The sequence below is a fragment of the Pseudomonas sp. B16120 genome, from assembly GCF_044218845.1.
GTDB lineage: Bacteria > Pseudomonadota > Gammaproteobacteria > Pseudomonadales > Pseudomonadaceae > Aquipseudomonas > Aquipseudomonas paracarnis.
On record NZ_CP162588.1, the window covers coordinates 5725226 to 5747040 of the forward strand.

Annotated in this window: 19 protein-coding genes and 1 tRNA gene; 16 read left to right on the top strand and 4 right to left on the bottom strand. The window is 60.2% G+C overall.

The annotated features are described in order from the left end of the window. Positions 1-11 precede the first annotated feature (11 nt). Complete coding sequence (locus AB4P90_RS26830) at positions 12-1244, top strand: multifunctional CCA addition/repair protein (protein WP_019817356.1); 1233 nt, start codon at positions 12-14, stop codon at positions 1242-1244. A 72-nt stretch (positions 1245-1316) separates the two neighbouring features. On the opposite strand, the gene folK is transcribed toward AB4P90_RS26830, so the two are convergent. After that, on the bottom strand, positions 1317-1835 hold the full coding sequence (gene folK / locus AB4P90_RS26835; RefSeq protein WP_014720185.1) for a 2-amino-4-hydroxy-6-hydroxymethyldihydropteridine diphosphokinase: 519 nt from the start codon (positions 1833-1835) through the stop codon (positions 1317-1319). Further along, a complete protein-coding gene (gene folB, locus AB4P90_RS26840) occupies positions 1826-2179 on the bottom strand; it encodes a dihydroneopterin aldolase (protein WP_014720186.1) in 354 nt (117 codons plus the stop codon). The genes folK and folB overlap by 10 nt, the downstream gene beginning before the upstream one ends. 74 nt (positions 2180-2253) lie before the next feature. On the opposite strand from folB, the gene plsY reads away from it, so the two are divergent. Next, a complete protein-coding gene (plsY, locus tag AB4P90_RS26845; protein ID WP_014720187.1) occupies positions 2254-2823 on the top strand; it encodes a glycerol-3-phosphate 1-O-acyltransferase PlsY in 570 nt (189 codons plus the stop codon). Positions 2824-2854: 31 nt separating this feature from the next. Here the strand turns inward: plsY and tsaD are convergent, their stop codons facing one another. After that, positions 2855-3880, bottom strand: coding sequence for a tRNA (adenosine(37)-N6)-threonylcarbamoyltransferase complex transferase subunit TsaD (gene tsaD, locus AB4P90_RS26850; protein WP_003194748.1), 1026 nt, complete (start codon positions 3878-3880; stop codon positions 2855-2857). 203 nt (positions 3881-4083) lie between these two features. On the opposite strand from tsaD, the gene rpsU reads away from it, so the two are divergent. The 14 genes from rpsU (at position 4084) to pqqE (ending at position 21611) form a co-directional block, all read left to right on the top strand. Next, on the top strand, positions 4084-4299 hold the full coding sequence (gene rpsU, locus AB4P90_RS26855) for a 30S ribosomal protein S21 (RefSeq protein WP_002551877.1): 216 nt from the start codon (positions 4084-4086) through the stop codon (positions 4297-4299). Positions 4300-4741: 442 nt separating this feature from the next. After that, a complete protein-coding gene (gene dnaG, locus AB4P90_RS26860) occupies positions 4742-6712 on the top strand; it encodes a DNA primase (RefSeq protein ID WP_395605496.1) in 1971 nt (656 codons plus the stop codon). A gap of 67 nt (positions 6713-6779) precedes the next feature. Then, positions 6780-8627 (top strand): RNA polymerase sigma factor RpoD, encoded by a 1848-nt coding sequence (gene rpoD, locus AB4P90_RS26865; RefSeq protein WP_020302171.1) that lies wholly within the window; start codon positions 6780-6782, stop codon positions 8625-8627. 135 nt (positions 8628-8762) lie between these two features. After that, positions 8763-12506: a bifunctional diguanylate cyclase/phosphodiesterase gene (locus AB4P90_RS26870; RefSeq protein ID WP_020302170.1), complete on the top strand. Its 3744-nt coding sequence runs from the start codon at positions 8763-8765 to the stop codon at positions 12504-12506. 15 nt (positions 12507-12521) lie between these two features. Next, positions 12522-12598, top strand: a tRNA-Ile gene (locus AB4P90_RS26875). A 111-nt stretch (positions 12599-12709) separates the two neighbouring features. Next, the gene (locus AB4P90_RS26880; RefSeq protein WP_003194755.1) at positions 12710-13156 is read left to right on the top strand and encodes an Lrp/AsnC family transcriptional regulator; all 447 of its coding nucleotides are present in this window, start codon (positions 12710-12712) and stop codon (positions 13154-13156) included. A 147-nt stretch (positions 13157-13303) separates the two neighbouring features. Next, positions 13304-15007 carry an NAD(P)/FAD-dependent oxidoreductase gene (locus AB4P90_RS26885; protein WP_014720191.1) on the top strand — a complete coding sequence of 568 codons (1704 nt, stop codon included), beginning with the start codon at positions 13304-13306 and terminating at the stop codon, positions 15005-15007. 10 nt (positions 15008-15017) lie between these two features. Next, positions 15018-15812, top strand: coding sequence for a carbon-nitrogen hydrolase family protein (locus AB4P90_RS26890; protein WP_019817399.1), 795 nt, complete (start codon positions 15018-15020; stop codon positions 15810-15812). Positions 15813-15860: 48 nt separating this feature from the next. Continuing rightward, a complete protein-coding gene (gene pqqF, locus AB4P90_RS26895; protein ID WP_395605497.1) occupies positions 15861-18236 on the top strand; it encodes a pyrroloquinoline quinone biosynthesis protein PqqF in 2376 nt (791 codons plus the stop codon). Between the two features lie 158 nt (positions 18237-18394). Then, positions 18395-18469 (top strand): pyrroloquinoline quinone precursor peptide PqqA, encoded by a 75-nt coding sequence (gene pqqA / locus AB4P90_RS26900; protein WP_003194766.1) that lies wholly within the window; start codon positions 18395-18397, stop codon positions 18467-18469. 71 nt (positions 18470-18540) lie between these two features. After that, positions 18541-19452, top strand: a complete 912-nt coding sequence (gene pqqB / locus AB4P90_RS26905) for a pyrroloquinoline quinone biosynthesis protein PqqB (RefSeq protein WP_014720194.1) — start codon at positions 18541-18543, stop codon at positions 19450-19452. Between the two features lie 11 nt (positions 19453-19463). Further along, positions 19464-20216, top strand: coding sequence for a pyrroloquinoline-quinone synthase PqqC (pqqC, locus tag AB4P90_RS26910; RefSeq protein ID WP_019817401.1), 753 nt, complete (start codon positions 19464-19466; stop codon positions 20214-20216). Beyond that, the gene (gene pqqD / locus AB4P90_RS26915; RefSeq protein ID WP_003194772.1) at positions 20213-20488 is read left to right on the top strand and encodes a pyrroloquinoline quinone biosynthesis peptide chaperone PqqD; all 276 of its coding nucleotides are present in this window, start codon (positions 20213-20215) and stop codon (positions 20486-20488) included. The genes pqqC and pqqD overlap by 4 nt, the downstream gene beginning before the upstream one ends. Further along, on the top strand, positions 20481-21611 hold the full coding sequence (gene pqqE, locus AB4P90_RS26920) for a pyrroloquinoline quinone biosynthesis protein PqqE (protein WP_019817403.1): 1131 nt from the start codon (positions 20481-20483) through the stop codon (positions 21609-21611). The genes pqqD and pqqE overlap by 8 nt, the downstream gene beginning before the upstream one ends. Positions 21612-21616: 5 nt before the next feature. Here the strand turns inward: pqqE and AB4P90_RS26925 are convergent, their stop codons facing one another. Next, positions 21617-21775, bottom strand: a complete 159-nt coding sequence (locus AB4P90_RS26925; RefSeq protein ID WP_003194776.1) for a YqaE/Pmp3 family membrane protein — start codon at positions 21773-21775, stop codon at positions 21617-21619. Positions 21776-21815 lie beyond the last annotated feature (40 nt).

Below are 21815 nucleotides of genomic sequence, written 5' to 3' on the forward strand. Positions count from 1 at the left end.
GAGGCTTTTTCATGAAAATCTACAAAGTCGGCGGCGCCGTGCGTGATCGCCTTCTGGGCATCGAGGTCACCGATATAGACCGCGTCGTCGTTGGCGCGACGGCTGAAGAGATGCTCGCCAAGGGTTATAAACCGGTGGGCGCCGATTTTCCGGTGTTTCTCGATCCGAAAAACGGTGACGAATACGCCCTCGCTCGCACCGAACGCAAGAATGGCCGGGGTTACGGTGGCTTTATATTCCATGCGAGCCCCGACGTTACGCTGGAAGAAGACCTGATCCGGCGTGACCTGACCATCAATGCCATGGCGGAGGATGACGAGGGTAACCTGACTGATCCTTATCAGGGACAACGTGATCTTGAAGCGCGTCTTTTACGGCATGTTTCTCCCGCGTTCGCCGAAGATCCCCTCCGCGTACTACGCGTTGCGCGTTTCGCCGCGCGCTATGCGCCTCTCGGCTTCACAGTCGCCCCTGAGACCCTCGAATTAATGCGCCAACTCAGTGAGTCCGGCGAGTTGGAGGCCCTTACCCCCGAGCGCAGTTGGAAGGAAATCTCACGGGCGCTGATGGAAGATCAACCCCAGGTATTTATCCAAGTACTGCGTGACTGCGACGCACTGAAAACCTTGATGCCGGAGGTGGATGCGCTGTTCGGCGTGCCGCAGCCCGCAGCTCACCACCCGGAAATAGACACCGGCTTGCATACCTTGAGCGTGCTGCAGCAAGCAGCCCTGCACAAGCAACCGCTGAGCGTGCGCTGGGCCTGCCTGCTGCACGACCTGGGCAAAGGCCTGACGCCTGTGGATAAGTTGCCGCAGCACATTGCCCACGAACATCGCGGCTTGAAGCTGATCAAAGCGGTGAACGAGCGTTTCAAGGTGCCGAGGGATTGCCAGGAGTTGGCCTTGCTGGTGGGGCAATATCATACTCACGGGCATCGCGCGCTTGAACTCAAGGCCTCGACATTGCTGGAGTTGCTGCAAAGCTTCGACGTGTACCGTCGGCCGCAACGCTTTGAAGAGTTCGTGGCGGCCTGCGAAATGGACGCTCGTGGCCGCGAGGGTTTTGAGCAACGCAGTTATCCACAGGCCGATTATTTGCGCGGAGCGGCAAAGGTGGCACGCGAAGTGCCGGTCGCGCCGCTGCTAGAAAAGGGTTTCAAAGGCCCCGAACTGGGCGAGGCGCTCAAGCGCGAACGGCTCAAGGCGCTTAAAGCCTACAAAGAACAGCAAAAGCCCTTGTAGGAGCGAGCTTGCTCGCGAAGAACCTCAACGATGACGCAGCGCCCTCAGGTTTTTCGCGAGCACGCTCGGCTCCTACAAAAGAGCTTGTGGCGTGAGTGGCTGACCCTGCCACTCGAACGCCACAGGCGCCAATACCTGATCAATTTGCGCGTCTCGCCACAACTCGGCCATTGTCTTGCCCGCCTCCGGGTGCAGACGCTCCGGCGCCATCATCGACAGCGGCCACAACACAAAGGCGTTTTTCAGAATTTCGGCTCGCGGCAAGATCAAGCCATCGAAATTGCCCACCCAATCGCCATACAACAACACATCGATATCCAACGGCAGGCCTTTGCGGTCGGGCGCGTAGCGGCCGTTGTCGGCCTCGATGGATTTCAACCGGCGATCAAGTTCCATCAACGGCAGGTCGGTATAAGCCGACACCACCAGATTGAAAAACGGCCCACTTTTGATCCCCACCGGCTGGCTTTCGAACACCGCCGAACAGCGCATATCCGTCAAGAAGCCCGCCAACGCATCCAAGCCGGCGCATAGACGAGCCTCGCGGTCGATATTGCTGCCAAGCCCGAGGTAAACCTGAGTCAACGACATCCGCGCTCGATCTCCACGCCCACGCCCTTGGCAGCCGGTACCGCGCCGGGCTTGGTCAACTTGAGGTGCAGCCAGGGAATCTGGAACTCACTCATCAGCACTTCGGCCAGACGCTCGGCAAAGGTTTCCACCAGTTGGTACTGGGAATGCTCGGCAAAGGCCTGGATACGCGCAGACACCCTGGCGTAATCCAGTGCCAGGGTCAGGTCGTCACCTGCCGCAGCTGGGCGATTATCCCAGGCGAAGCTCAGGTCCAGGCGCAGGCATTGCCGGATTCCGCGCTCCCAGTCGTAAGCCCCGATCACGGTGTCGACTTCCAGGCCTTCGATAAACACTCTGTCCAAGCACTTTTCTCCGCAGCACGACAAGGGCGCGATGCCCCGTTAGAATCAGGGCGTCCTCGCCCGGAATAGTTAGCATGTTTTGGTCACTGGCGATTTTCGCCTACCTGCTCGGCTCGCTGTCCTTCGCCATTTTGCTCAGCCGCTTGACGGGAAATCCCGATCCGCGAATGAGTGGCTCAGGCAATGCCGGCGCCACCAATATGTTGCGCCTGGCCGGCAAGAAACTCGCCGTCCTGACCTTGCTGGGCGACGTCTGCAAGGGCCTGCTGCCCGTGCTCATCGCCAGCCTCGTCGGCCTTAGCTTGCAACAGCAAGCCTGGGTGGGCCTGTGTGCCGTCCTGGGCCACCTGTTCCCGTTGTACTTCCGCTTTCGCGGCGGCAAGGGCGTCGCCACGGCGGCCGGCATGCTGCTGGGCATTTACCCCCCTGCGGCGTTACTGGCCATGCTCGCCTGGCTGCTGACGTTCTACCTGACCCGCACCAGCTCGCTGGCCGCGCTGATTGCCACGCCGCTGACCCTGCCGCTGCTGGCCTGGCAGGAACCAGAAGCGCTGCTACCGATGAGCGTGCTGACACTGCTGATCGTCTGGCGCCACCGCGGCAATCTACGCGACCTGTTTGCCGGGCGCGAACGGCATTTTTAAATACCCCGCCTGGACCCGGTGCCCTTGAACCTTACAACGGCGGCAATTGCTCCATCGGCCAGCGCGCCTGCACGCTGATCGCCAGGCTTTCGTGCTGCCCGGCCTGCAAGCGCTGGCAACCGGCGTAGGCAATCATCGCGCCGTTGTCAGTGCAGAACTCAGGGCGTGCGTAAAACACGTTGCCATTCATGTCGCCGAGCATTTTTTCCAGAGAACTGCGCAACGCCTTGTTGGCGCTGACGCCGCCTGCGATCACCAGCCGCTTCATGCCCGCCTGTTTCAGGGCGCGCTTGCACTTGATGGTCAAAGTCTCCACCACAGCCTGCTGGAACGCCAGCGCGATGTCGCAACGGGCTTGCTGGCCGTCGTCCCCGGCGCTGACGCTCTGCTGCCAGGTGTTCAAGGCAGAGGTTTTCAAACCGCTGAAACTGAACATCAAGCCAGGACGATCACACATCGGCCGCGGGAAGGTGTAGCGACCGGCAACGCCGTTCTCGGCAAGACGGGCGATTTCCGGCCCCCCCGGATAATTAAGCCCCATCATCTTCGCGGTTTTGTCGAACGCTTCACCGGCGGCATCGTCCAGCGACTCGCCCAACAGTGTGTATTGACCGATCCCATCCACCTGAACCAGCTGCGTATGCCCGCCCGAAACCAACAAAGCGACGAACGGGAACTCCGGCGGTGTTTTTTCCAGCATGGGCGCCAATAAGTGGCCTTCCATATGGTGCACACCAAGAGCAGGAATACCCCAGGCAAAGGCCAGCGCCTGGGCGCAAGAGGCCCCAACCAGCAGGGCTCCGACCAATCCGGGCCCTGCCGTATAGGCAATGGCATCGATCTCGGTTGCCACACAACCGGCCTCATCCAGCACCTGGCGGATCAATGGCAGCATGCGCTTGACGTGATCGCGGCTGGCAAGCTCCGGCACCACGCCGCCATAGGCGCGATGCAGGTCGATCTGACTGAACAGTGCATCGGCCAAAAGCCCGCGTTCACTGTCGTATAGTGCGACTCCGGTTTCGTCGCAGGAGGTTTCAAGTCCCAGTACTAGCATGGGTTTGCGCCTTGTAGAGGCTGAATTCGAAGGCGCGCATAATAGTCGCCACTCCCCCTCCCGACTAGCGGTTTTCGATCAGAGGCTTTGCATTCCGGGCAATGAGGGGTTAACATCCGCAACCCTTAAAAACCGACGACCTCAGCCGCGAATTTTTTGCGACGAGAACGTTGATTCCCGGTAATGAAAGAAGGTAGCTCTGGATGCCAGCCGTCAAAGTAAAAGAGAACGAACCCTTCGACGTAGCTCTGCGTCGTTTCAAGCGCTCCTGCGAAAAAGCCGGTGTTCTGGCTGAAGTTCGTAGCCGCGAATTTTATGAGAAGCCAACTTCTGAGCGTAAGCGCAAAGCAGCAGCCGCTGTTAAGCGTCACGCTAAGAAAGTTCAGCGCGAACAGCGCCGCGCCGTTCGTCTGTACTAATACACAGACGTTCGTAGCAAGCTTCTGCCAAGCCCGGCCCTCAGCCGGGCTGTTGGCATTTGCGGATATCGCTTGATGCTTCACCGTCGACGCCGCACACGCGACCGAGACACTGCTTCACACGTCAGGGCTGGCTCTTTTGCCAGCGGTGCACGTCTCTTCTGACGAGCCTAACAAGGCTACTGACGAGCACACCTATTCTTCAAACAGACGATCAACCGTGTCGGCTGTGCCCATCGATGCGTTTCCGAGGCTGCCATTGGCCAAGACCGGACGCCCGGGCAACATTTCCATGCCGAAGACTGATCAGAAACTACCCTCAGTGAATATTCGGCAGATACACTTCCTGATGACCCATGCAGACGATGATGATCGAGCCCCCTATACGTGCGCTTGAACACCTCACGGGTCCTCATTTACACGCAGTGATGACGAGAACGCCATGGCCGGGCTGATTCCCCAGAGCTTTATTGACGACCTTCTGAACCGCACCGACATCGTCGATGTTGTCAGCTCACGCGTACAGCTGAAAAAAGCCGGCAAAAACTACACCGCCTGCTGCCCGTTCCATAAAGAAAAAACCCCATCCTTCAGCGTCAGCCCCGACAAGCAGTTCTATTACTGCTTCGGTTGCGGGGCGGGCGGGAATGCCCTGGGTTTCCTGATGGACCACGACAACCTGGACTTCCCCCAGGCTGTCGAGGACTTGGCTAAAGCCGCAGGAATGGAAGTGCCCCGCGAAGAAAGTGGCCGCCCGCACAAACCCCGGCAACCCACCGATTCGCCGCTGTACCCGCTGCTTACCGCTGCCGCCGACTTTTACCGCCAGGCACTCAAGAGCCATCCGCAGCGCAAGGCCGCTGTCGACTACCTCAAAGGCCGCGGCCTCACCGGCGAAATCGCTCGGGACTTCGGTCTCGGCTTCGCTCCGCCGGGCTGGGACAATCTGTATAAACACCTTAGCAACGACACCCTCCAGCAAAAGGCCATGATCGACGCCGGCCTGCTGGTGGAAAACGCCGAGACCGGCAAGCGCTATGACCGCTTCCGCGACCGCGTGATGTTCCCGATCCGCGACAGCCGTGGCCGCATCATCGCCTTTGGCGGCCGCGTGCTTGGTGATGACAAACCCAAGTACCTGAACTCCCCGGAGACCCCGGTGTTTCACAAAGGCCAGGAACTCTACGGCCTGTTCGAAGCGCGCAAGAACAACCGCAACCTCGACGAAATCATCGTGGTTGAGGGTTATATGGACGTGATCGCCCTGGCCCAACAAGGCCTGCGCAACGCGGTCGCGACCCTCGGCACCGCCACCAGCGAAGAACATCTGAAGCGCCTGTTCCGTGTCGTGCCCAGCGTGCTGTTTTGCTTCGACGGCGACCAGGCTGGCCGCAACGCCGCCTGGCGCGCGCTCGAAGCCACGCTGTCGAGCCTGCAGGATGGGCGTCGCGCACGCTTCCTGTTCCTGCCCGAAGGCGAAGACCCGGACACGCTGGTGCGCTCGGAAGGTACCGATGCGTTCCGTGCACGCATCAATCAACATGCACAGCCGCTGGCGGATTATTTTTTCCAGCAACTGACCGAAGAAGCCGACCCGCGCTCCCTGGAGGGCAAGGCCCATATGGCCACCCTTGCGGCGCCGCTGATCGACAAAGTCCCCGGCGCCAATTTGCGCACACTGATGCGCCAGCGCCTGCTGGAGATCACCGGTCTGAGCGGTGAAGCCGTCAGCCAGCTGGTGCACAGCGCCCCGCAAGAGGCGCCGCCAGCCTACGACCCCGGCATGGATTACGACGCCATGCCGGACTATGCCGACTTCCACCAACCTCAAGAGGCCTTCGCGCCCCAGCAGGAATGGACGCCAAAGAAGCCCGGCGCAGGTGGCAAGAAGTGGGATAAAAAGCCGTGGAGCAAAAGCGGCAAGCGCGGTGATCGCGATGAAGCCTACGCGCCACGCACGCCCGTAGCGGTGGAAGCCCCCACACTGATTGCACTGCGCACACTGATTCACCACCCACAATTGGCCGGCAAGGTTGAAAGTGCCGACCACTTTGCCAACGAGAGCAATACCTATGCTCAGGTGCTTATTGCACTAATCGAAGCCGTGCAGAAAAACCCTAAGCTAAACTCAATCCAGTTGATGGCTCGCTGGCATGGCACGGAACAGGGCCGTTTATTGCGGGCACTGGCGGAAAAGGAGTGGCTAATTGACGGCGACAACCTTGAACAACAGTTTTTAGACACCATTAATAGGTTATCCGCGGGTCAACACACTCAGACCCTCGACGAACTTATCAAGAGAGCAAGGCAGCCGGGATTATCGGCTGAAGAGCAAATTCAGATAGCAAAACAGATGCGCGACCTCTTAAAACAGAATGTTTACGCATCAAACCCGACCTCAGCTGGCGTGTGAGGTCATAGCTCGGGTATAATCCTCGGCTTGTTTTTTGCCCGCCAAGACCTTCAGTGGATAGGGTGTTATGTCCGGAAAAGCGCAACAGCAGTCTCGTATCAAAGAGTTGATACTTCTTGGTCGTGAGCAGGGTTACCTGACTTACGCGGAGGTCAACGACCACCTGCCTGAGGATATTTCAGATCCTGAGCAGGTGGAAGACATCATCCGCATGATTAACGACATGGGGATCAACGTATTCGAAACTGCGCCAGATAAGGATTCCCTTATGCTGGCCGACGCCGATACCGACGAAGCCGCCGCTGAAGAAGCTGCCGCCGCGTTGGCTGCGGTGGAGACCGATATCGGTCGCACGACAGACCCGGTGCGCATGTATATGCGCGAAATGGGTACCGTCGAGCTGCTGACACGCGAAGGCGAGATCGAAATCGCCAAGCGTATCGAAGAGGGCATCCGTGAAGTGATGGGCGCCATTGCGCACTTCCCTGGCACGGTTGACCACATTCTCTCCGAGTACACTCGCGTCACCACCGAAGGTGGCCGCCTGTCTGACGTCCTGAGCGGTTATATCGACCCGGACGACGGCATTGCGCCGCCTGCCGCCGAAGTACCGCCGCCTGTTGATGCGAAAGCCGCAAAAGCGGACGACGACTCCGACGACGACGAAGCTGAAAGCAGCGACGACGAAGAAGAAGCCGAAAGCGGTCCAGACCCGGTCATCGCGGCCCAGCGCTTCGGTGCGGTTTCCGATCAAATGGAAATCACCCGCAAGGCCCTGAAGAAGCACGGTCGTGGCAACAAGCAGGCGATTGCCGAGCTGGTGGCCCTGGCTGAGCTGTTCATGCCGATCAAGCTGGTGCCCAAGCAATTCGAAGGCCTGGTTGAGCGTGTTCGCAGCGCCCTTGAGCGTCTGCGTGCACAAGAGCGTGCGATCATGCAGCTCTGTGTGCGTGATGCGCGCATGCCGCGTACCGATTTCCTGCGCCAGTTCCCGGGCAACGAAGTTGACGAAAGCTGGAGCGACGCACTGGCCAAGGGCAAGGCGAAATACGCCGAAGCCATCGGTCGCCTGCAGCCCGATATCATCCGTTGCCAGCAGAAGCTGACCGCGCTTGAGACCGAAACCGGCCTGACCATTGCAGAAATCAAAGACATCAACCGTCGTATGTCGATCGGTGAGGCCAAGGCCCGCCGCGCGAAGAAAGAGATGGTTGAAGCGAACTTGCGTCTGGTGATCTCCATCGCCAAGAAGTACACCAACCGTGGCCTGCAATTCCTTGATCTGATCCAGGAAGGCAACATCGGCTTAATGAAGGCGGTGGACAAGTTCGAATACCGTCGCGGCTACAAGTTCTCGACTTATGCCACCTGGTGGATCCGTCAGGCGATCACTCGCTCGATCGCCGACCAGGCCCGCACCATCCGTATTCCGGTGCACATGATCGAGACCATCAACAAGCTCAACCGCATTTCCCGGCAGATGTTGCAGGAAATGGGTCGCGAACCGACCCCGGAAGAGCTGGGCGAACGCATGGAAATGCCTGAGGATAAAATCCGCAAGGTATTGAAGATCGCTAAAGAGCCGATCTCCATGGAAACGCCGATTGGTGATGACGAAGACTCCCATCTGGGTGACTTCATCGAAGACTCGACCATGCAGTCGCCAATCGATGTCGCCACTGTTGAGAGCTTGAAAGAAGCGACTCGCGACGTACTGTCCGGCCTCACTGCCCGTGAAGCCAAGGTACTGCGCATGCGTTTCGGCATCGACATGAATACCGACCACACCCTTGAGGAAGTCGGTAAGCAGTTTGACGTGACCCGTGAGCGGATCCGTCAGATCGAAGCCAAGGCGCTGCGCAAGTTGCGCCACCCGACGCGAAGCGAGCATCTGCGCTCCTTCCTCGACGAGTGATACCAGAACCCCCGGCCCAGGCCGGGGGTTTTGCTTTCTACCGATTGCTTTGCACAGATTAACTGCCGCGCACCACCCCGCCCTCGCAATGCCCGTCTACACTCGAGACATTCCCCGTGCCATAACGAGACCGTTATGCCCAGATTGCCGACCGTGATACTGCTGTCGCTGCTGACCTGGACCGCAACGGCTGGCGCGTTGACTCTTACGGATGATGAGCGTAGCTGGTTGGCGGACCATCAGGAGCTGCGCCTAGGCGTGGATGCGTCTTGGCCACCTTTTGAATATCGCGATGAAAATGGCCGATATCAGGGCTTGGCAGCCGATTACGTACGCCTGCTCCAGGACCGCCTGGGTGTGCGTATCAAACTGATCGAACCGGTTAACTGGACTGCGGTGCTTGAACAAGCCCGCAATAATCAGCTCGACCTGCTGCCTGGCATCATGTCCACCCCCGAACGCCAAAACTTCCTGGCGTTCACACGCCCCTATCTCGACTTTCCCATCGTCATCCTGGCCCATGAAGGCGGCGCGAAACCACGCAGCCTCAAGGATCTGTACGGGCTTAAAATTGCCGTGGTGGAAAACTACGCGCCCCATGAATTGCTCCGCACCCACCATCCGGACCTGAATCTGGTCGCCCTGCCCAACGTCAGTTCGACGCTGCAAGCCCTGGCCACCGATGAAGTGGATGCCGTGGTCGGCGACCTCGCCTCCAGCGTCTGGAGCCTGCGCCAACTCAAGCTCGACGGTTTATACGTCAGCGGCGAAACGCCCTACCGCTACCAACTGGCGATGGGTGTCCCGCGGGATGAAAAAATCCTGGTGGGCATCCTGGACAAAGTCCTCGCCGACCTCAGCTCAGCCGAAACGGATGCAATCCAGCAACATTGGGTCGGCAGCTTCACCGATCACCGCACCTTCTGGGCTGACTTGCTCACGTACGGCCTGCCAGCGGTGCTGCTATTGAGTACGGTGCTGGCCATCGTTATTCGGATCAATCGCCGGCTCAGTTCGGAAATTTCTCGCCGGGTCGCCCTTGAACAAGAACTGCGAAGCAGCGAGTACCACTATCGCGGCTTGGTGGAGAGCTTGTCCGCCATCGCCTGGGAAGCAAGCATCAGCGATTTCACCTACAGCTACGTGTCGCCCCATGCCGAAGACCTGCTCGGTTATCCCCGCGCCCATTGGCTGATTCCAGGCTTCTGGCGCAACATCATCCACCCCGCCGACCTGACCCGCGCCGAGGCCTATTGCTATCGGGAAACTCGTGCCAACCGTGATCACAGCATTGATTACCGGGTCATCACCGCTGATGGCCGCTGCCTGTGGGTACGTGACATTGTCAGCCTGATCGAACACGGCCACGAGCCAGTACTGCGCGGCCTGATGATCGACATCAGCGAAGCCAAGCGCACCGAGGAAGCCCTGCAACTGTCCGAGCAGAAATTTGCCTCGGTGTTTCAGCAGTGCCCAGACATCCTGGTGATTGCCCAGTTGTCTGATGGCTGCCTGCTGGAGGTCAACAAGGCATTCGAGGACCAGATTGGGCTGCGCGCCGACGAGGTGGTAGGCAAAACCGCCTCAGATCTGAATATATGGGGCATTCAGGGCGTCGGTCCGGATTTGCTGCAGCGGGTACAGACCACCAGTATCCGTAACCTGGAAATGTCCTTTCTGCGCAGCAATGGTCAGGCATTTACCGGGCTGATCTCAGCTGAGCCGTTCCAACTCGATACCACTGAAGCCCTGGTGGTGGTGGTGCGCGATATCACCGAGCTCAAGGAAACCCAACAGCAGCTGCAAACCTCCGAAGAGAAATTCGCCAAGGCATTCCATGCTTCCCCCGACGGTTTACTACTGAGTCGCCAAAGAGATGGCCTGCTGATTGAAGTGAACGAAGGTTTCAGCCACCTGACCGGTTTCACCAGCGCCTCCTCACTTGACCAATCAACCCTGGACCTAGGCATCTGGGTCGACCTCAACGAACGCAAACACATGCTGGAGTTGATGCAGCGCGACGGCTTTGTCCGCGATTTCATCTGTCATATCCGTCGTGCCGACGGCCAGATTCGCCTGTGCGAAGTGTCCAGCCGCCCACTGCCGATTGGCGACGAAGATTGCATGCTGACCATCGCCCGGGACATCACCGAACGCCAGTTGATGCAGGAAAAACTGCAGCAGGCCGCCACGGTGTTCGAAAGCACCGCCGAAGGCGTCTTGATCACCGACACACGGCAGAACATCAGCGCCGTCAACCGCGCCTTCACTGAGATAACCGGCTACAGCGAGGTTGAAGCCCTTGGCCATACCCCGCGCCTGCTCGCCTCCGGCCTGCATGACAGCGCGTTCTATGCGGCGATGTGGCACCAGTTGACGGCCCACGGTCATTGGCAAGGAGAGATCTCCAACCGCCGCAAGAACGGCGAGGTGTATCCGAGCTGGCTGACCATCAGCGCCGTGCGTAACCGCGAGCAATTGGTCACCCACTTCGTTGCCGTGTTCGCCGACATCTCCAGCCTCAAGCTGGCCCAGGCACGCCTGGATTATCAGGCCCACCACGACCCATTGACCGGCCTGCCCAACCGCACCCTGTTTGAAAACCGGCTGCAGGCCGCACTCAACGGCCAGCAGGAAAGTGGTAAACAGGGCGCGGTGTTGTTTCTCGACCTTGATCGCTTCAAACACATCAACGACAGCCTCGGCCACCCGGTCGGCGACCTGCTGCTCAAAGACATCGCCGTACGCCTCAAGGAGCAGTTGCGGGACGTAGACACCGTTGCTCGCTTGGGCGGCGACGAATTCATTATCCTGTTGCCCGGCTTGCAACAGGCCAGCGACGCCCAGCACTTGGCGAACAAACTGCTCGACTGTTTTACCCCGCCATTCCAAGCCGGCGAGCATGAGTTTTTTATCAGCGCCAGTATCGGCACCAGCCTGTATCCGCAAGACGGTACCGACGTCGCCACCCTGGTCAAAAATGCCGACGCCGCAATGTATCGCTCCAAGGCCAAGGGGCGTAACCGGGTCGAGCGCTATACCCGCGACCTGACTGCCCAAGCCAATGAACGCGTAGCGCTGGAGCACGAACTGCGCCGCGCCATCGAACGTGAAGAATTGAGCCTGTATTACCAACCCAAGCGCAACCTGGTCACCCAACAACTGATCGGCGCCGAAGCCTTGATCCGCTGGCACCACCCGACTCTGGGCGACGTCCCGCCCGAACACTTTATCGCCTTGGCCGAAGAGAACGGCATGATTCTGCAAATCGGCGACTGGGTACTGGAACAGGCCTGCCGGCAGCTGCACGCCTGGCAAGCGGCTTTCGAGGATTTCGGCCCCCTGTCGGTCAACCTCGCAGGCGCGCAACTGCGTCACCCCAACCTGCTGTCACGCATCGAACAACTGCTGCACGATTACCGCCTCGAACCCGGCTGCCTGCAACTGGAAATCACCGAAAACTTCATCATGAGCCAAGCCGAAGAAGCGCTCGCGGTGTTGCACCAACTCAAGCGCCTGGGCGTCCAATTGGCGATCGATGATTTCGGCACCGGCTACTCGTCCCTCAGCTACCTCAAGCGCCTGCCCCTGGACTTCCTCAAAATCGACCAATCCTTCGTGCGCGGCTTGCCCGACGACCCTCACGATGCAGCCATCGTGCGCGCCATCATCGCCCTCGGCCACAGCATGCAATTCACCATCATCGCCGAAGGCGTGGAGACTCCGGCGCAACAAGCATTCCTCGCAAGCGAGGGGTGTGAACAGATGCAAGGCTACATCGTCAGCCTGCCCCTGCCGCCGGAGCTTTTTGCCGCCAGCTTCCTTCGTACACGGCACAAGGATTTTTCGGATGGCACAGTGAACAAACCATCGCTATAATCCGCGACCTACTGAGGGCCTATAGCTCAGTTGGTTAGAGCAGGGGACTCATAATCCCTTGGTCGTAGGTTCGAGTCCTACTGGGCCCACCACACAAAAAAAGCCGCGCATTGCGCGGCTTTTGCGTATCTGGCATCACGGTTCTTTCAGCCAGGCCAAGCCTGTACCATGCTTGCTCATTGCCCCCGCACTGGAGCCCCCCCTTGCCCGCCCTAGACGAAATCGACCGCCAACTGATCGCCGCCCTGCAGCTCAACGCCCGTGAAAGCGTGGCCATGCTCGCCAGGCAGTTGGGCATCGCGCGCACCACCGTCACGTCGCGTCTGGCCCGCCTGGAGAAAACCCAGGTCATCACCGGTTACGGCGTGCGCCTGGGCCAGCGCGTTGCGGATGGGGGGTTGCAAGCTTATGTGGGCATTACCGTGCAACCCCGTTCGGGCAAAGAGGTGTTGCGCAGGCTGAGCGCCATGGCGCAAGTGCAGCAGTTGTGCGCGGTAAGTGGAGAGTTCGATTACGTGGCTTGGCTGCGCACCGATTCGCCAGAGCAACTGGACCAATTGCTGGACCAGATCGGCAGTGTTGACGGCGTGGAAAAAACCACCACCTCGATCATCCTCAGTAACAAATTGGATCGCGGACAACCAATCTGATCACTACCTTCGTCATATTGACTAAAACCAGTACAATCCGACGACACATTGCGTCTTATTAACGAGCGCAACGCTCCCTAAACTGGCTGCCATCTTTTCCTATACTCAACGGGCCCTCCTCCCGCCGAGCCGTCAGTAAGGTCAGCCATGAGCATTCCGTCCAGCACCCTCAGCAAGCCCAATCGCCACCCGGGCGACGGTAAGAAACCCATCACCATTTTCGGCCCGGACTTCCCGTTTGCCTTTGATGACTGGATCGAACACCCCGCCGGGCTGGGCAGTATTCCTGCGGCCAATCATGGCGCCGAAGTGGCGATCGTCGGCGCCGGGATCGCGGGCCTGGTTGCGGCCTACGAGCTGATGAAACTCGGGCTCAAGCCCGTTGTGTATGAAGCCTCGAAGATGGGTGGCCGCTTGCGCTCGCAGGCCTTTGAAGGCGCCGAAGGCATCATCGCCGAGTTGGGCGGCATGCGGTTCCCGGTATCGTCCACGGCGTTCTACCATTACGTGGACAAACTTGGACTGGAGACCAAGCCCTTTCCCAACCCGCTGACACCGGCGTCCGGCAGCACCGTGATCGATCTGGAAGGCCAGACTCACTATGCGCAAAAACTCTCCGATTTACCGGCACTGTTCCAGGAAGTCGCCGATGCCTGGGCCGACGCCTTGGAGGCCGGTTCGCAGTTCGGCGATATCCAGCAGGCAATCCGCGACCGCGACGTGCCACGGCTCAAGGAACTGTGGAACAAGCTCGTGCCGCTGTGGGATGACCGTACCTTCTACGACTTCGTCGCCACCTCCAAAGCCTTCGCCAAATTGTCCTTCCACCACCGCGAGGTGTTTGGCCAGGTCGGTTTCGGCACCGGCGGTTGGGACTCTGACTTTCCCAACTCCATGCTGGAAATCTTCCGTGTGGTAATGACCAACTGCGATGATCATCAACACCTGATCGTCGGTGGCGTGGCACAAGTGCCCATGGGCATCTGGCGCCATGTGCCAGAGCGCTGCGCCCATTGGCCGGCCGGCACCAGCCTGAGCTCGTTGCATAGAGGCGCACCACGGGCAGGCGTGAAGCGCATTGCCCACGCCGCCGATGGCCGCTTCGCCGTTACCGACAACTATGGCGACACCCGTGAATACGCAGCGGTGCTGACCACCTGCCAAAGCTGGTTGCTGACCACTCAGATCGAATGCGACGAAACCCTGTTCTCACAAAAAATGTGGATGGCCCTGGATCGCACTCGCTACATGCAGTCATCGAAAACCTTCGTGATGGTTGATCGCCCATTCTGGAAAGACAAAGACCCGCAAACCGGCCGCGACCTGATGAGCATGACCCTCACCGACCGCCTGACCCGGGGCACCTACCTGTTCGATAACGGTGACGACAAGCCGGGGGTGATCTGCCTGTCCTACTCGTGGATGAGCGACGCACTGAAGATGCTGCCCCAGCCTATCGACAAGCGGGTGAAACTGGCCCTCGATGCGCTGAAGAAGATCTACCCCAACGTTGATATCAAGGCGCGCATCATCGGCGACCCGATCACCGTGTCCTGGGAGGCCGATCCGCATTTCCTCGGGGCCTTCAAAGGCGCCTTGCCCGGTCACTATCGCTATAACCAGCGGATGTATGCGCACTTCATGCAGAAGGATATGCCCGCCGAACAACGCGGGATCTTCATCGCGGGTGATGATGTATCGTGGACGCCCGCCTGGGTCGAAGGCGCGGTACAAACCTCGCTCAACGCGGTATGGGGCATCATGAATCACTTCGGTGGCAGCACCCACCCGGAGAACCCAGGCCCAGGCGACGTATTCGATGAAATAGGGCCAATCGCCCTGGCAGAATAAGGAGTTAAGCATGCGTGTCGCCCTGTACCAATGCCCGCCGCTGCCGCTGGATGTGGCCGCTAACCTGCAGCGCCTGCATCAACTGGCCCATGAGGCACACGGCGCCGATGTGCTGGTGCTGCCAGAGATGTTTCTCAGCGGCTATAACATTGGCGCCGAAGCCGTTGGCGCACTGGCAGAGGCACAGGATGGGCCATCGGCGCAGGCGATTGCCGAACTGGCGCAAAGTGCCGGGCTGGCGATCCTGTATGGCTACCCGGAGCGGGCCGAAGACGGCCAGGTCTACAACGCCGTGCAGTTGATCGACGCCCAGGGCAAGCGCCTGTGCAACTACCGCAAGACCCACTTGTTTGGCGATCTTGACCACTCAATGTTCAGCGCCGGCCCCGATGATTTCCCGGTGGTGGAATTGAACGGGTGGAAGGTGGGCATGCTGATTTGCTACGACCTGGAGTTTCCGGAAAACACCCGGCGCCTGGCCCTCGCCGGTGCCGAACTGATTCTGGTGCCCACCGCTAATATGGTGCCGTTCGACTTCGTTGCCGACGTCACCGTGCGGGCGCGAGCCTTTGAAAACCAATGCTTCGTGGCCTATGCCAACTATTGCGGGCACGAAGGCGAGATTCACTACTGCGGGCAAAGCAGCATTGCCGCGCCGGACGGCCAGCGAATTGCCCAGGCCGGCCTGGATGAAGCCTTGATCGTCGGCACCCTGGATCGCCAATCTATTGTCGACGCCCGCGCCGCCAACCACTACCTGCAAGACCGTCGCGCCGAACTCTACGGCGCACTGCACAAGCCCTGACCCATTGGGTTTGCTAGCATAGGCACTTCCCACGCCTCGGAAGTGCCCATGCCTGCGCCGGTTCACCCTCATCCCCTTCACCTGACTCTCGCTAATGGCCTGCGGGTTTGCCTGCGCCATGCGCCACGCTTGAAGCGCTGCGCCGCCGTTTTACACGTGGCTGCCGGCAGCCATGACGTGCCATTGGCCTGGCCTGGCCTGGCGCATTTTCTTGAGCACTTGTTGTTTCTCGGTACCGAGCGTTTTCCAGCTGGCGAAGGGCTGATGGCCTACGTGCAGCGCCACGGTGGGCAGGTCAACGCCAGCACCCGTGAGCGCACCACCGAGTTCTTCTTTGAACTGCCGGTGCCGGTTTTTGCAGACGGGCTGGCGCGTTTGGCGGATATGCTGGCTCACCCGCGCCTGGCCCTCGACGATCAACAACGTGAACGCGAAGTGCTGGAGGCGGAGTTCATCGCCTGGTCCCAGGATGCCAAGGCCCAACAGCAAGTGGCGCTGCTGCAAGGCTTGGCGGCGGATCATCCCCTGCGCGGTTTTCATGCCGGCAACCGCGACAGCCTGCCGGTGGAAAGCGACGACTTTCAGCATGCCTTGCGAGGGTTCCATACACGCTTTTATCAAAGCGGGCAGATGACCCTGAGCCTCGCCGGTCCACAATCGCTGGCCGACCTGCAGGCCTTGGCCCAGCAGTTCAGTGACCAACTGACGCCCGGCCCATTGCACCCGCAGGCCGCTCCACCGGCCTTGATGCATGGCCCGGCGCGCCGTTATCAGCACGTCGCCGGCCAACACCTGCATCAGGTCATTACGTGTAACGCGCCACGGGAAGCGCTGGCGTTTCTCTGCACCTGGCTCAACGCCTCGGCCCCCGGCGGGTTGCTCGCTGAACTGCAAGCGCGACGACTGGCCACCGCGCTGCAGGCGTCCGTGCTGTACCAATTCGCGGATCAAGCCGTGCTGGATATAGACTTCACCCTCGCCAGCGAACGCGAACCGGCTACGCAGATTGAAGAGTTGCTGCACGACTGGCTGGGTTTCTTCGCACACAGCGACTGGACAGCGTTACGCGAAGAGTTCGCCTTGCTCAATGCTCGCCAGCAACAGGTCCAAGGCGCCCTGGCGTTGGCGCGCAACGATGCCCAAGACCTGTCGGAACAAGGCGTCGTAGCCCTCAAGGCCATACTCGATTCACTGCACCTGCCCGCCTCCCGGCACCCTTGGCAACTGCCGCCCAATAACCCCTTGCTTCGTGCGCCCGCCAAGGAAGAACGCGCTGGCCTGATTCGTGGCCAAACCAGCGCCCACCGTGGCTTGCGCACCTTTGCCCAGGATCGCTCACGGGGCCGACGGGAGCTGTCAGCGTTGACCTTCAGCCAGGCGTTGGCGGATGACACTGGCGAAGGCGCGCTGTACCTGCACTGGCGGTTTGACTCGGCGGTACCCAGCGGGCTGGAAAGTCTGTTGCGGCCGTTGCGCGAGCAGGCACGCCAGGCCGGCGTCGAGTTGTCTTGCGAAACCTGCGCCACGGATTGGCAGGTGAAGATGCACGGCCTCCACGAGCCCATGCCGGCGGTGCTCGAAGCGTTGGCGCGGTGTCTGAGTGACTCGGATGAACCTTTGCCACCGACCGCTCCCGTGCCGATGATCGCCATCCGGGAACTGCTCAAGGCGTTGCCCGCTTGCTGCGCGGGTGTTCAGCCCCAGCCTCAGGAGACGACAGCATCATGGGCTACCGCGCGCTGGCAGGCGCTGGGCGCAGGCCTGCCCCCCGCCTGTGAAGCCGCGATCAAAGCCGCAGCGGCCCGGTTGCCTGGGCAACCGGCAACTATGCCTTTCACACTTAAGGCCCTTGACGGACAAAAGCGCTGGCACGCAGTCAGCACCGAATCCAGCGAAGCAGCGCTACTACTATTTTGCCCAACGCCGACTCAATCTCTCGCCGATGAAGCCCACTGGCGGTTGCTCGGGCACGTGCTCCAGGGGCCGTTCTACCAGCGTTTGAGAGTCGAACTGCAAATCGGCTACGCCGTGTTCAGCGGCATCCGACAGATCAACGGCCAAACCGGCCTGCTGTTTGGGGTGCAATCGCCGAGCGCCTCCCTGGACGGCATCGTCCAACAGTTGCAGGCCTTCCTGGGGCAACTGCCGTCGTTGATCGAACGCAGCCCCGACTTGGGTAACCAGGCCCTCGCACAGCAGTTCGCGGCCCAGACGCTGCCCATCAACGAAGCTGCCGACTTGCTGTGGCATGCGCACCTGGCAGGTCATTCGTCGGGTTATCTGGATCAGCTTCAACAGTTGATCCAAGCGTGCACACGCGAGGATGTGCAGCGCGCCGCGCAACAACTCAATGACGCGGCAGGCGGCTGGCAATGCGTGGCCAACGGGCCGCGTATCAGCGACGACTGGCAAGCAGCGCCGTGATCATTGCCAACCCTGCAACAGGCTTTCTCCACCGAGACAGCGCTAACTTGAATAAAATTGCGTAACATTGCGCAGCAATATCTGAACATCTCCAACAGGAGGTGGACTATATGTATTACTTGGTAGTGAACGTCCCATCCCTTGATAGGAGTAAGAATATGACCTGGTCCAAACCTGCTTACACTGATCTGCGTATTGGTTTCGAAGTCACCATGTACTTCGCCAGCCGTTGATTGGCTGAGTGATACAACGCCTCGGTTCGCCCGGGGCGTTTTTGTTTTGAGCTGTGCTTGATGGAGCGATCATGTTTGTCCAGATTCTAGGTTCCGCCGCCGGCGGTGGCTTCCCTCAGTGGAACTGCAACTGCGTGAACTGCGCAGGTTTTCGCGATGGCAGCCTGCGGGCCCACGCGCGTACCCAGTCGTCCATCGCGATCTCCGACGATGGCGTGAATTGGGTGCTCTGCAATGCCTCGCCGGATATCCGCGCGCAACTCCAGGGCTTTGCGCCCATGCAACCGGGCCGCGCCCTGCGCGATACCGGCATCAGCGCAATCATCCTGATGGACAGCCAGATCGACCACACCACTGGCCTGCTGAGCCTGCGCGAAGGCTGCCCGCACCAGGTGTGGTGCACCGACATGGTCCACGAAGACCTGAGCACCGGTTTCCCGTTGTTCACCATGCTGACCCACTGGAACGGTGGCCTGGCCTGGAACCGCATCGAGTTGGACGCCAGCTTCACCATCCCGGCCTGCCCCAACCTGCGCTTCACCCCGCTGCCGTTGCGCAGCGCCGCACCGCCCTATTCGCCGCACCGTTTCGACCCGCACCCCGGTGACAACATTGGCCTGATCGTCGAAGACCTGCGCACCGGCGGCAAATTGTTCTACGCCCCGGGCCTGGGCAAGGTCGACGCACCGCTGCTGGACATCATGGCCGGCAGTGACTGCCTGCTGGTGGACGGCACGATGTGGGACGACGATGAAATGCAACGCCGTGGCGTCGGCACCCGCACCGGGCGTGAGATGGGCCACCTGGCACAGAACGGCCCCGGCGGCATGCTTGAAGTGCTCGAGCAACTGCCCAAACAGCGCAAAGTGCTTATCCACATCAACAACACCAACCCGATCCTCGATGAAGACTCCCCCGAGCGAGCGGAGCTGGTGCGGCGCAATGTCGAAGTGGCTTACGACGGCATGAGCATTGAATTGTAGGAGCGATCGAAATGACCGACACACCGTTGAGCAAGGCTGAGTTCGAAGCCGCCCTGCGCGCCAAGGGCGCCTTCTACCATATCCATCACCCCTACCATGTGGCGATGTACGAAGGCCGCGCCAGCCGTGAGCAGATCCAGGGCTGGGTCGCCAATCGCTTCTACTATCAAGTGAATATCCCGCTGAAAGACGCGGCGATCCTGGCCAACTGCCCAGACCGTGAAATCCGTCGCGAATGGATCCAGCGCCTGCTCGACCACGACGGCGCGCCCGGTGAAGACGGCGGTATCGAAGCCTGGCTGCGCCTGGGCCAGGCTGTGGGCCTGGACCCCGACCAACTGCGTTCCCAAGAGTTGGTGCTGCCCGGCGTACGCTTCGCCGTGGACGCCTATGTCAACTTCGCCCGCCGCGCCAGCTGGCAGGAAGCCGCCAGCAGCTCGCTGACCGAGCTGTTCGCGCCGCAAATCCACCAGTCGCGCCTCGACAGTTGGCCGCAGCACTACCCGTGGATCGACCCGGCCGGTTACGAGTACTTCCGCACCCGCCTGGGCCAGGCCCGGCGCGATGTGGAACACGGCTTGGCGATCACCCTGCAGCACTACACCACCCGCGAGGGGCAGGAGCGCATGCTGGACATTCTCCAGTTCAAACTGGACATCCTCTGGAGCATGCTGGACGCCATGAGCATGGCCTACGAACTCAAACGCCCGCCGTATCACAGCGTGACCGAACAGCGGGTATGGCATAAAGGGATTACCCTATGAGCTTTGATCGCAGCAAAAAACCGACCTGGCGCCAGGGCTATCGCTACCAGTACGAGCCTGCACAGAAAGGCCACGTGTTGCTCTACCCCGAAGGCATGATCAAGCTCAACGACAGCGCCGCATTGATCGGCGGCCTGATCGACGGCGAGCGCGACGTGGCGGCCATCATTGCCGAGCTGGACAAGCAGTTCCCCGGCGTACCGGAGCTGGGTGACGACATCGAGCAATTCATGGAGGTCGCCCGTGCTGAGCACTGGATCACCCTTGCCTGAAAAACCCGCCATCGGCCTACCGCTGTGGCTGCTGGCCGAGCTGACCTATCGCTGCCCGTTGCAGTGCCCGTATTGCTCCAACCCGCTGGATTTCGCCGAGCAGGGCAAGGAGTTGAGCACCGAACAATGGATCAAGGTATTTCGCGAAGCCCGTGAAATGGGTGCTGCGCAGCTGGGGTTTTCCGGCGGTGAGCCGCTGGTGCGCCAGGACTTGGCCGAACTGATCGGCGAGGCTCGCAAGCTGGGTTTCTACACCAACCTGATCACCTCTGGCATCGGCCTCACCGAACAAAAAATCAGCGACTTCAAGAAAGCCGGTCTGGACCATATCCAGATCAGCTTCCAGGCCAGTGACGAACAGGTGAACAACCTGCTGGCCGGCTCCAAAAAAGCCTTCGCGCAAAAACTGGAAATGGCCCGAGCCGTGAAAGCCCACGGCTACCCGATGGTGCTGAACTTCGTCACCCATCGGCACAATATCGACAAGATCGACCGCATCATCGAGCTGTGCATTGCGCTGGAAGCTGATTTCGTCGAGCTCGCCACTTGCCAGTTCTACGGCTGGGCACAGCTCAATCGCGTGGGTTTGCTGCCCACCCGCGAGCAATTGGTGCGCGCCGAACGCATCACCAATGAGTACCGCGCCAAACTGGAAGCCGAAGGCCACCCGTGCAAGCTGATCTTCGTGACACCGGATTATTACGAGGAGCGCCCCAAAGCGTGCATGAACGGCTGGGGCAGCATCTTCCTGACAGTCACACCCGACGGCACCGCCCTGCCTTGTCACGGCGCAAGGCAAATGCCCGTGCAGTTTCCCAATGTGCGCGACCACAGCATGCAGCACATCTGGTACGACTCGTTTGGCTTCAATCGCTTTCGTGGCTACGACTGGATGCCCGAGCCGTGCCGATCATGCGACGAAAAAGAAAAGGATTTCGGCGGCTGCCGTTGCCAGGCCTTCATGCTCACCGGTGACGCCAGCAACGCCGACCCGGTATGCAGCAAATCCGAGCAGCACGGCATCATCCTTCAGGCGCGGGAAGAAGCCGAACAGGCCACCCAGACCATCGAGCAACTGGCCTTTCGCAATGAGCGCAACTCAAGGCTCATTGCAAAAGGCTGAGCGCCTCAACGCTTGGCGATGATGTACACCGCGTGGATGATGCCCGGGAAGTAACCGCACAGGGTCAGCAGGATATTCAGCCAGAAGGCACCGCCGAAACCTACTTGTAGGAACACACCCAATGGCGGCAGCAGAATGGCGATGATGATACGAATGATGTCCATGGGTCAGCTCCAGAAAATCGGCTCGTGTGAGCCGTGTAGC

Coding starts and splice junctions, on each gene's coding strand:
- rpoD (WP_020302171.1), top strand. CDS start 6,780: ATGTCCGGAAAAGCGCAACAGCAGTCTCGTATCAAAGAGTTGATACTT.
- rpsU (WP_002551877.1), top strand. CDS start 4,084: ATGCCAGCCGTCAAAGTAAAAGAGAACGAACCCTTCGACGTAGCTCTG.
- AB4P90_RS26925 (WP_003194776.1), bottom strand. CDS start 21,775: ATGGACATCATTCGTATCATCATCGCCATTCTGCTGCCGCCATTGGGT.
- dnaG (WP_395605496.1), top strand. CDS start 4,742: ATGGCCGGGCTGATTCCCCAGAGCTTTATTGACGACCTTCTGAACCGC.
- AB4P90_RS26885 (WP_014720191.1), top strand. CDS start 13,304: ATGAGCATTCCGTCCAGCACCCTCAGCAAGCCCAATCGCCACCCGGGC.
- pqqC (WP_019817401.1), top strand. CDS start 19,464: ATGACCGACACACCGTTGAGCAAGGCTGAGTTCGAAGCCGCCCTGCGC.
- folK (WP_014720185.1), bottom strand. CDS start 1,835: ATGTCGTTGACTCAGGTTTACCTCGGGCTTGGCAGCAATATCGACCGC.
- pqqB (WP_014720194.1), top strand. CDS start 18,541: ATGTTTGTCCAGATTCTAGGTTCCGCCGCCGGCGGTGGCTTCCCTCAG.
- tsaD (WP_003194748.1), bottom strand. CDS start 3,880: ATGCTAGTACTGGGACTTGAAACCTCCTGCGACGAAACCGGAGTCGCA.
- AB4P90_RS26870 (WP_020302170.1), top strand. CDS start 8,763: ATGCCCAGATTGCCGACCGTGATACTGCTGTCGCTGCTGACCTGGACC.
- pqqF (WP_395605497.1), top strand. CDS start 15,861: ATGCCTGCGCCGGTTCACCCTCATCCCCTTCACCTGACTCTCGCTAAT.
- plsY (WP_014720187.1), top strand. CDS start 2,254: ATGTTTTGGTCACTGGCGATTTTCGCCTACCTGCTCGGCTCGCTGTCC.
- AB4P90_RS26890 (WP_019817399.1), top strand. CDS start 15,018: ATGCGTGTCGCCCTGTACCAATGCCCGCCGCTGCCGCTGGATGTGGCC.
- pqqD (WP_003194772.1), top strand. CDS start 20,213: ATGAGCTTTGATCGCAGCAAAAAACCGACCTGGCGCCAGGGCTATCGC.
- AB4P90_RS26830 (WP_019817356.1), top strand. CDS start 12: ATGAAAATCTACAAAGTCGGCGGCGCCGTGCGTGATCGCCTTCTGGGC.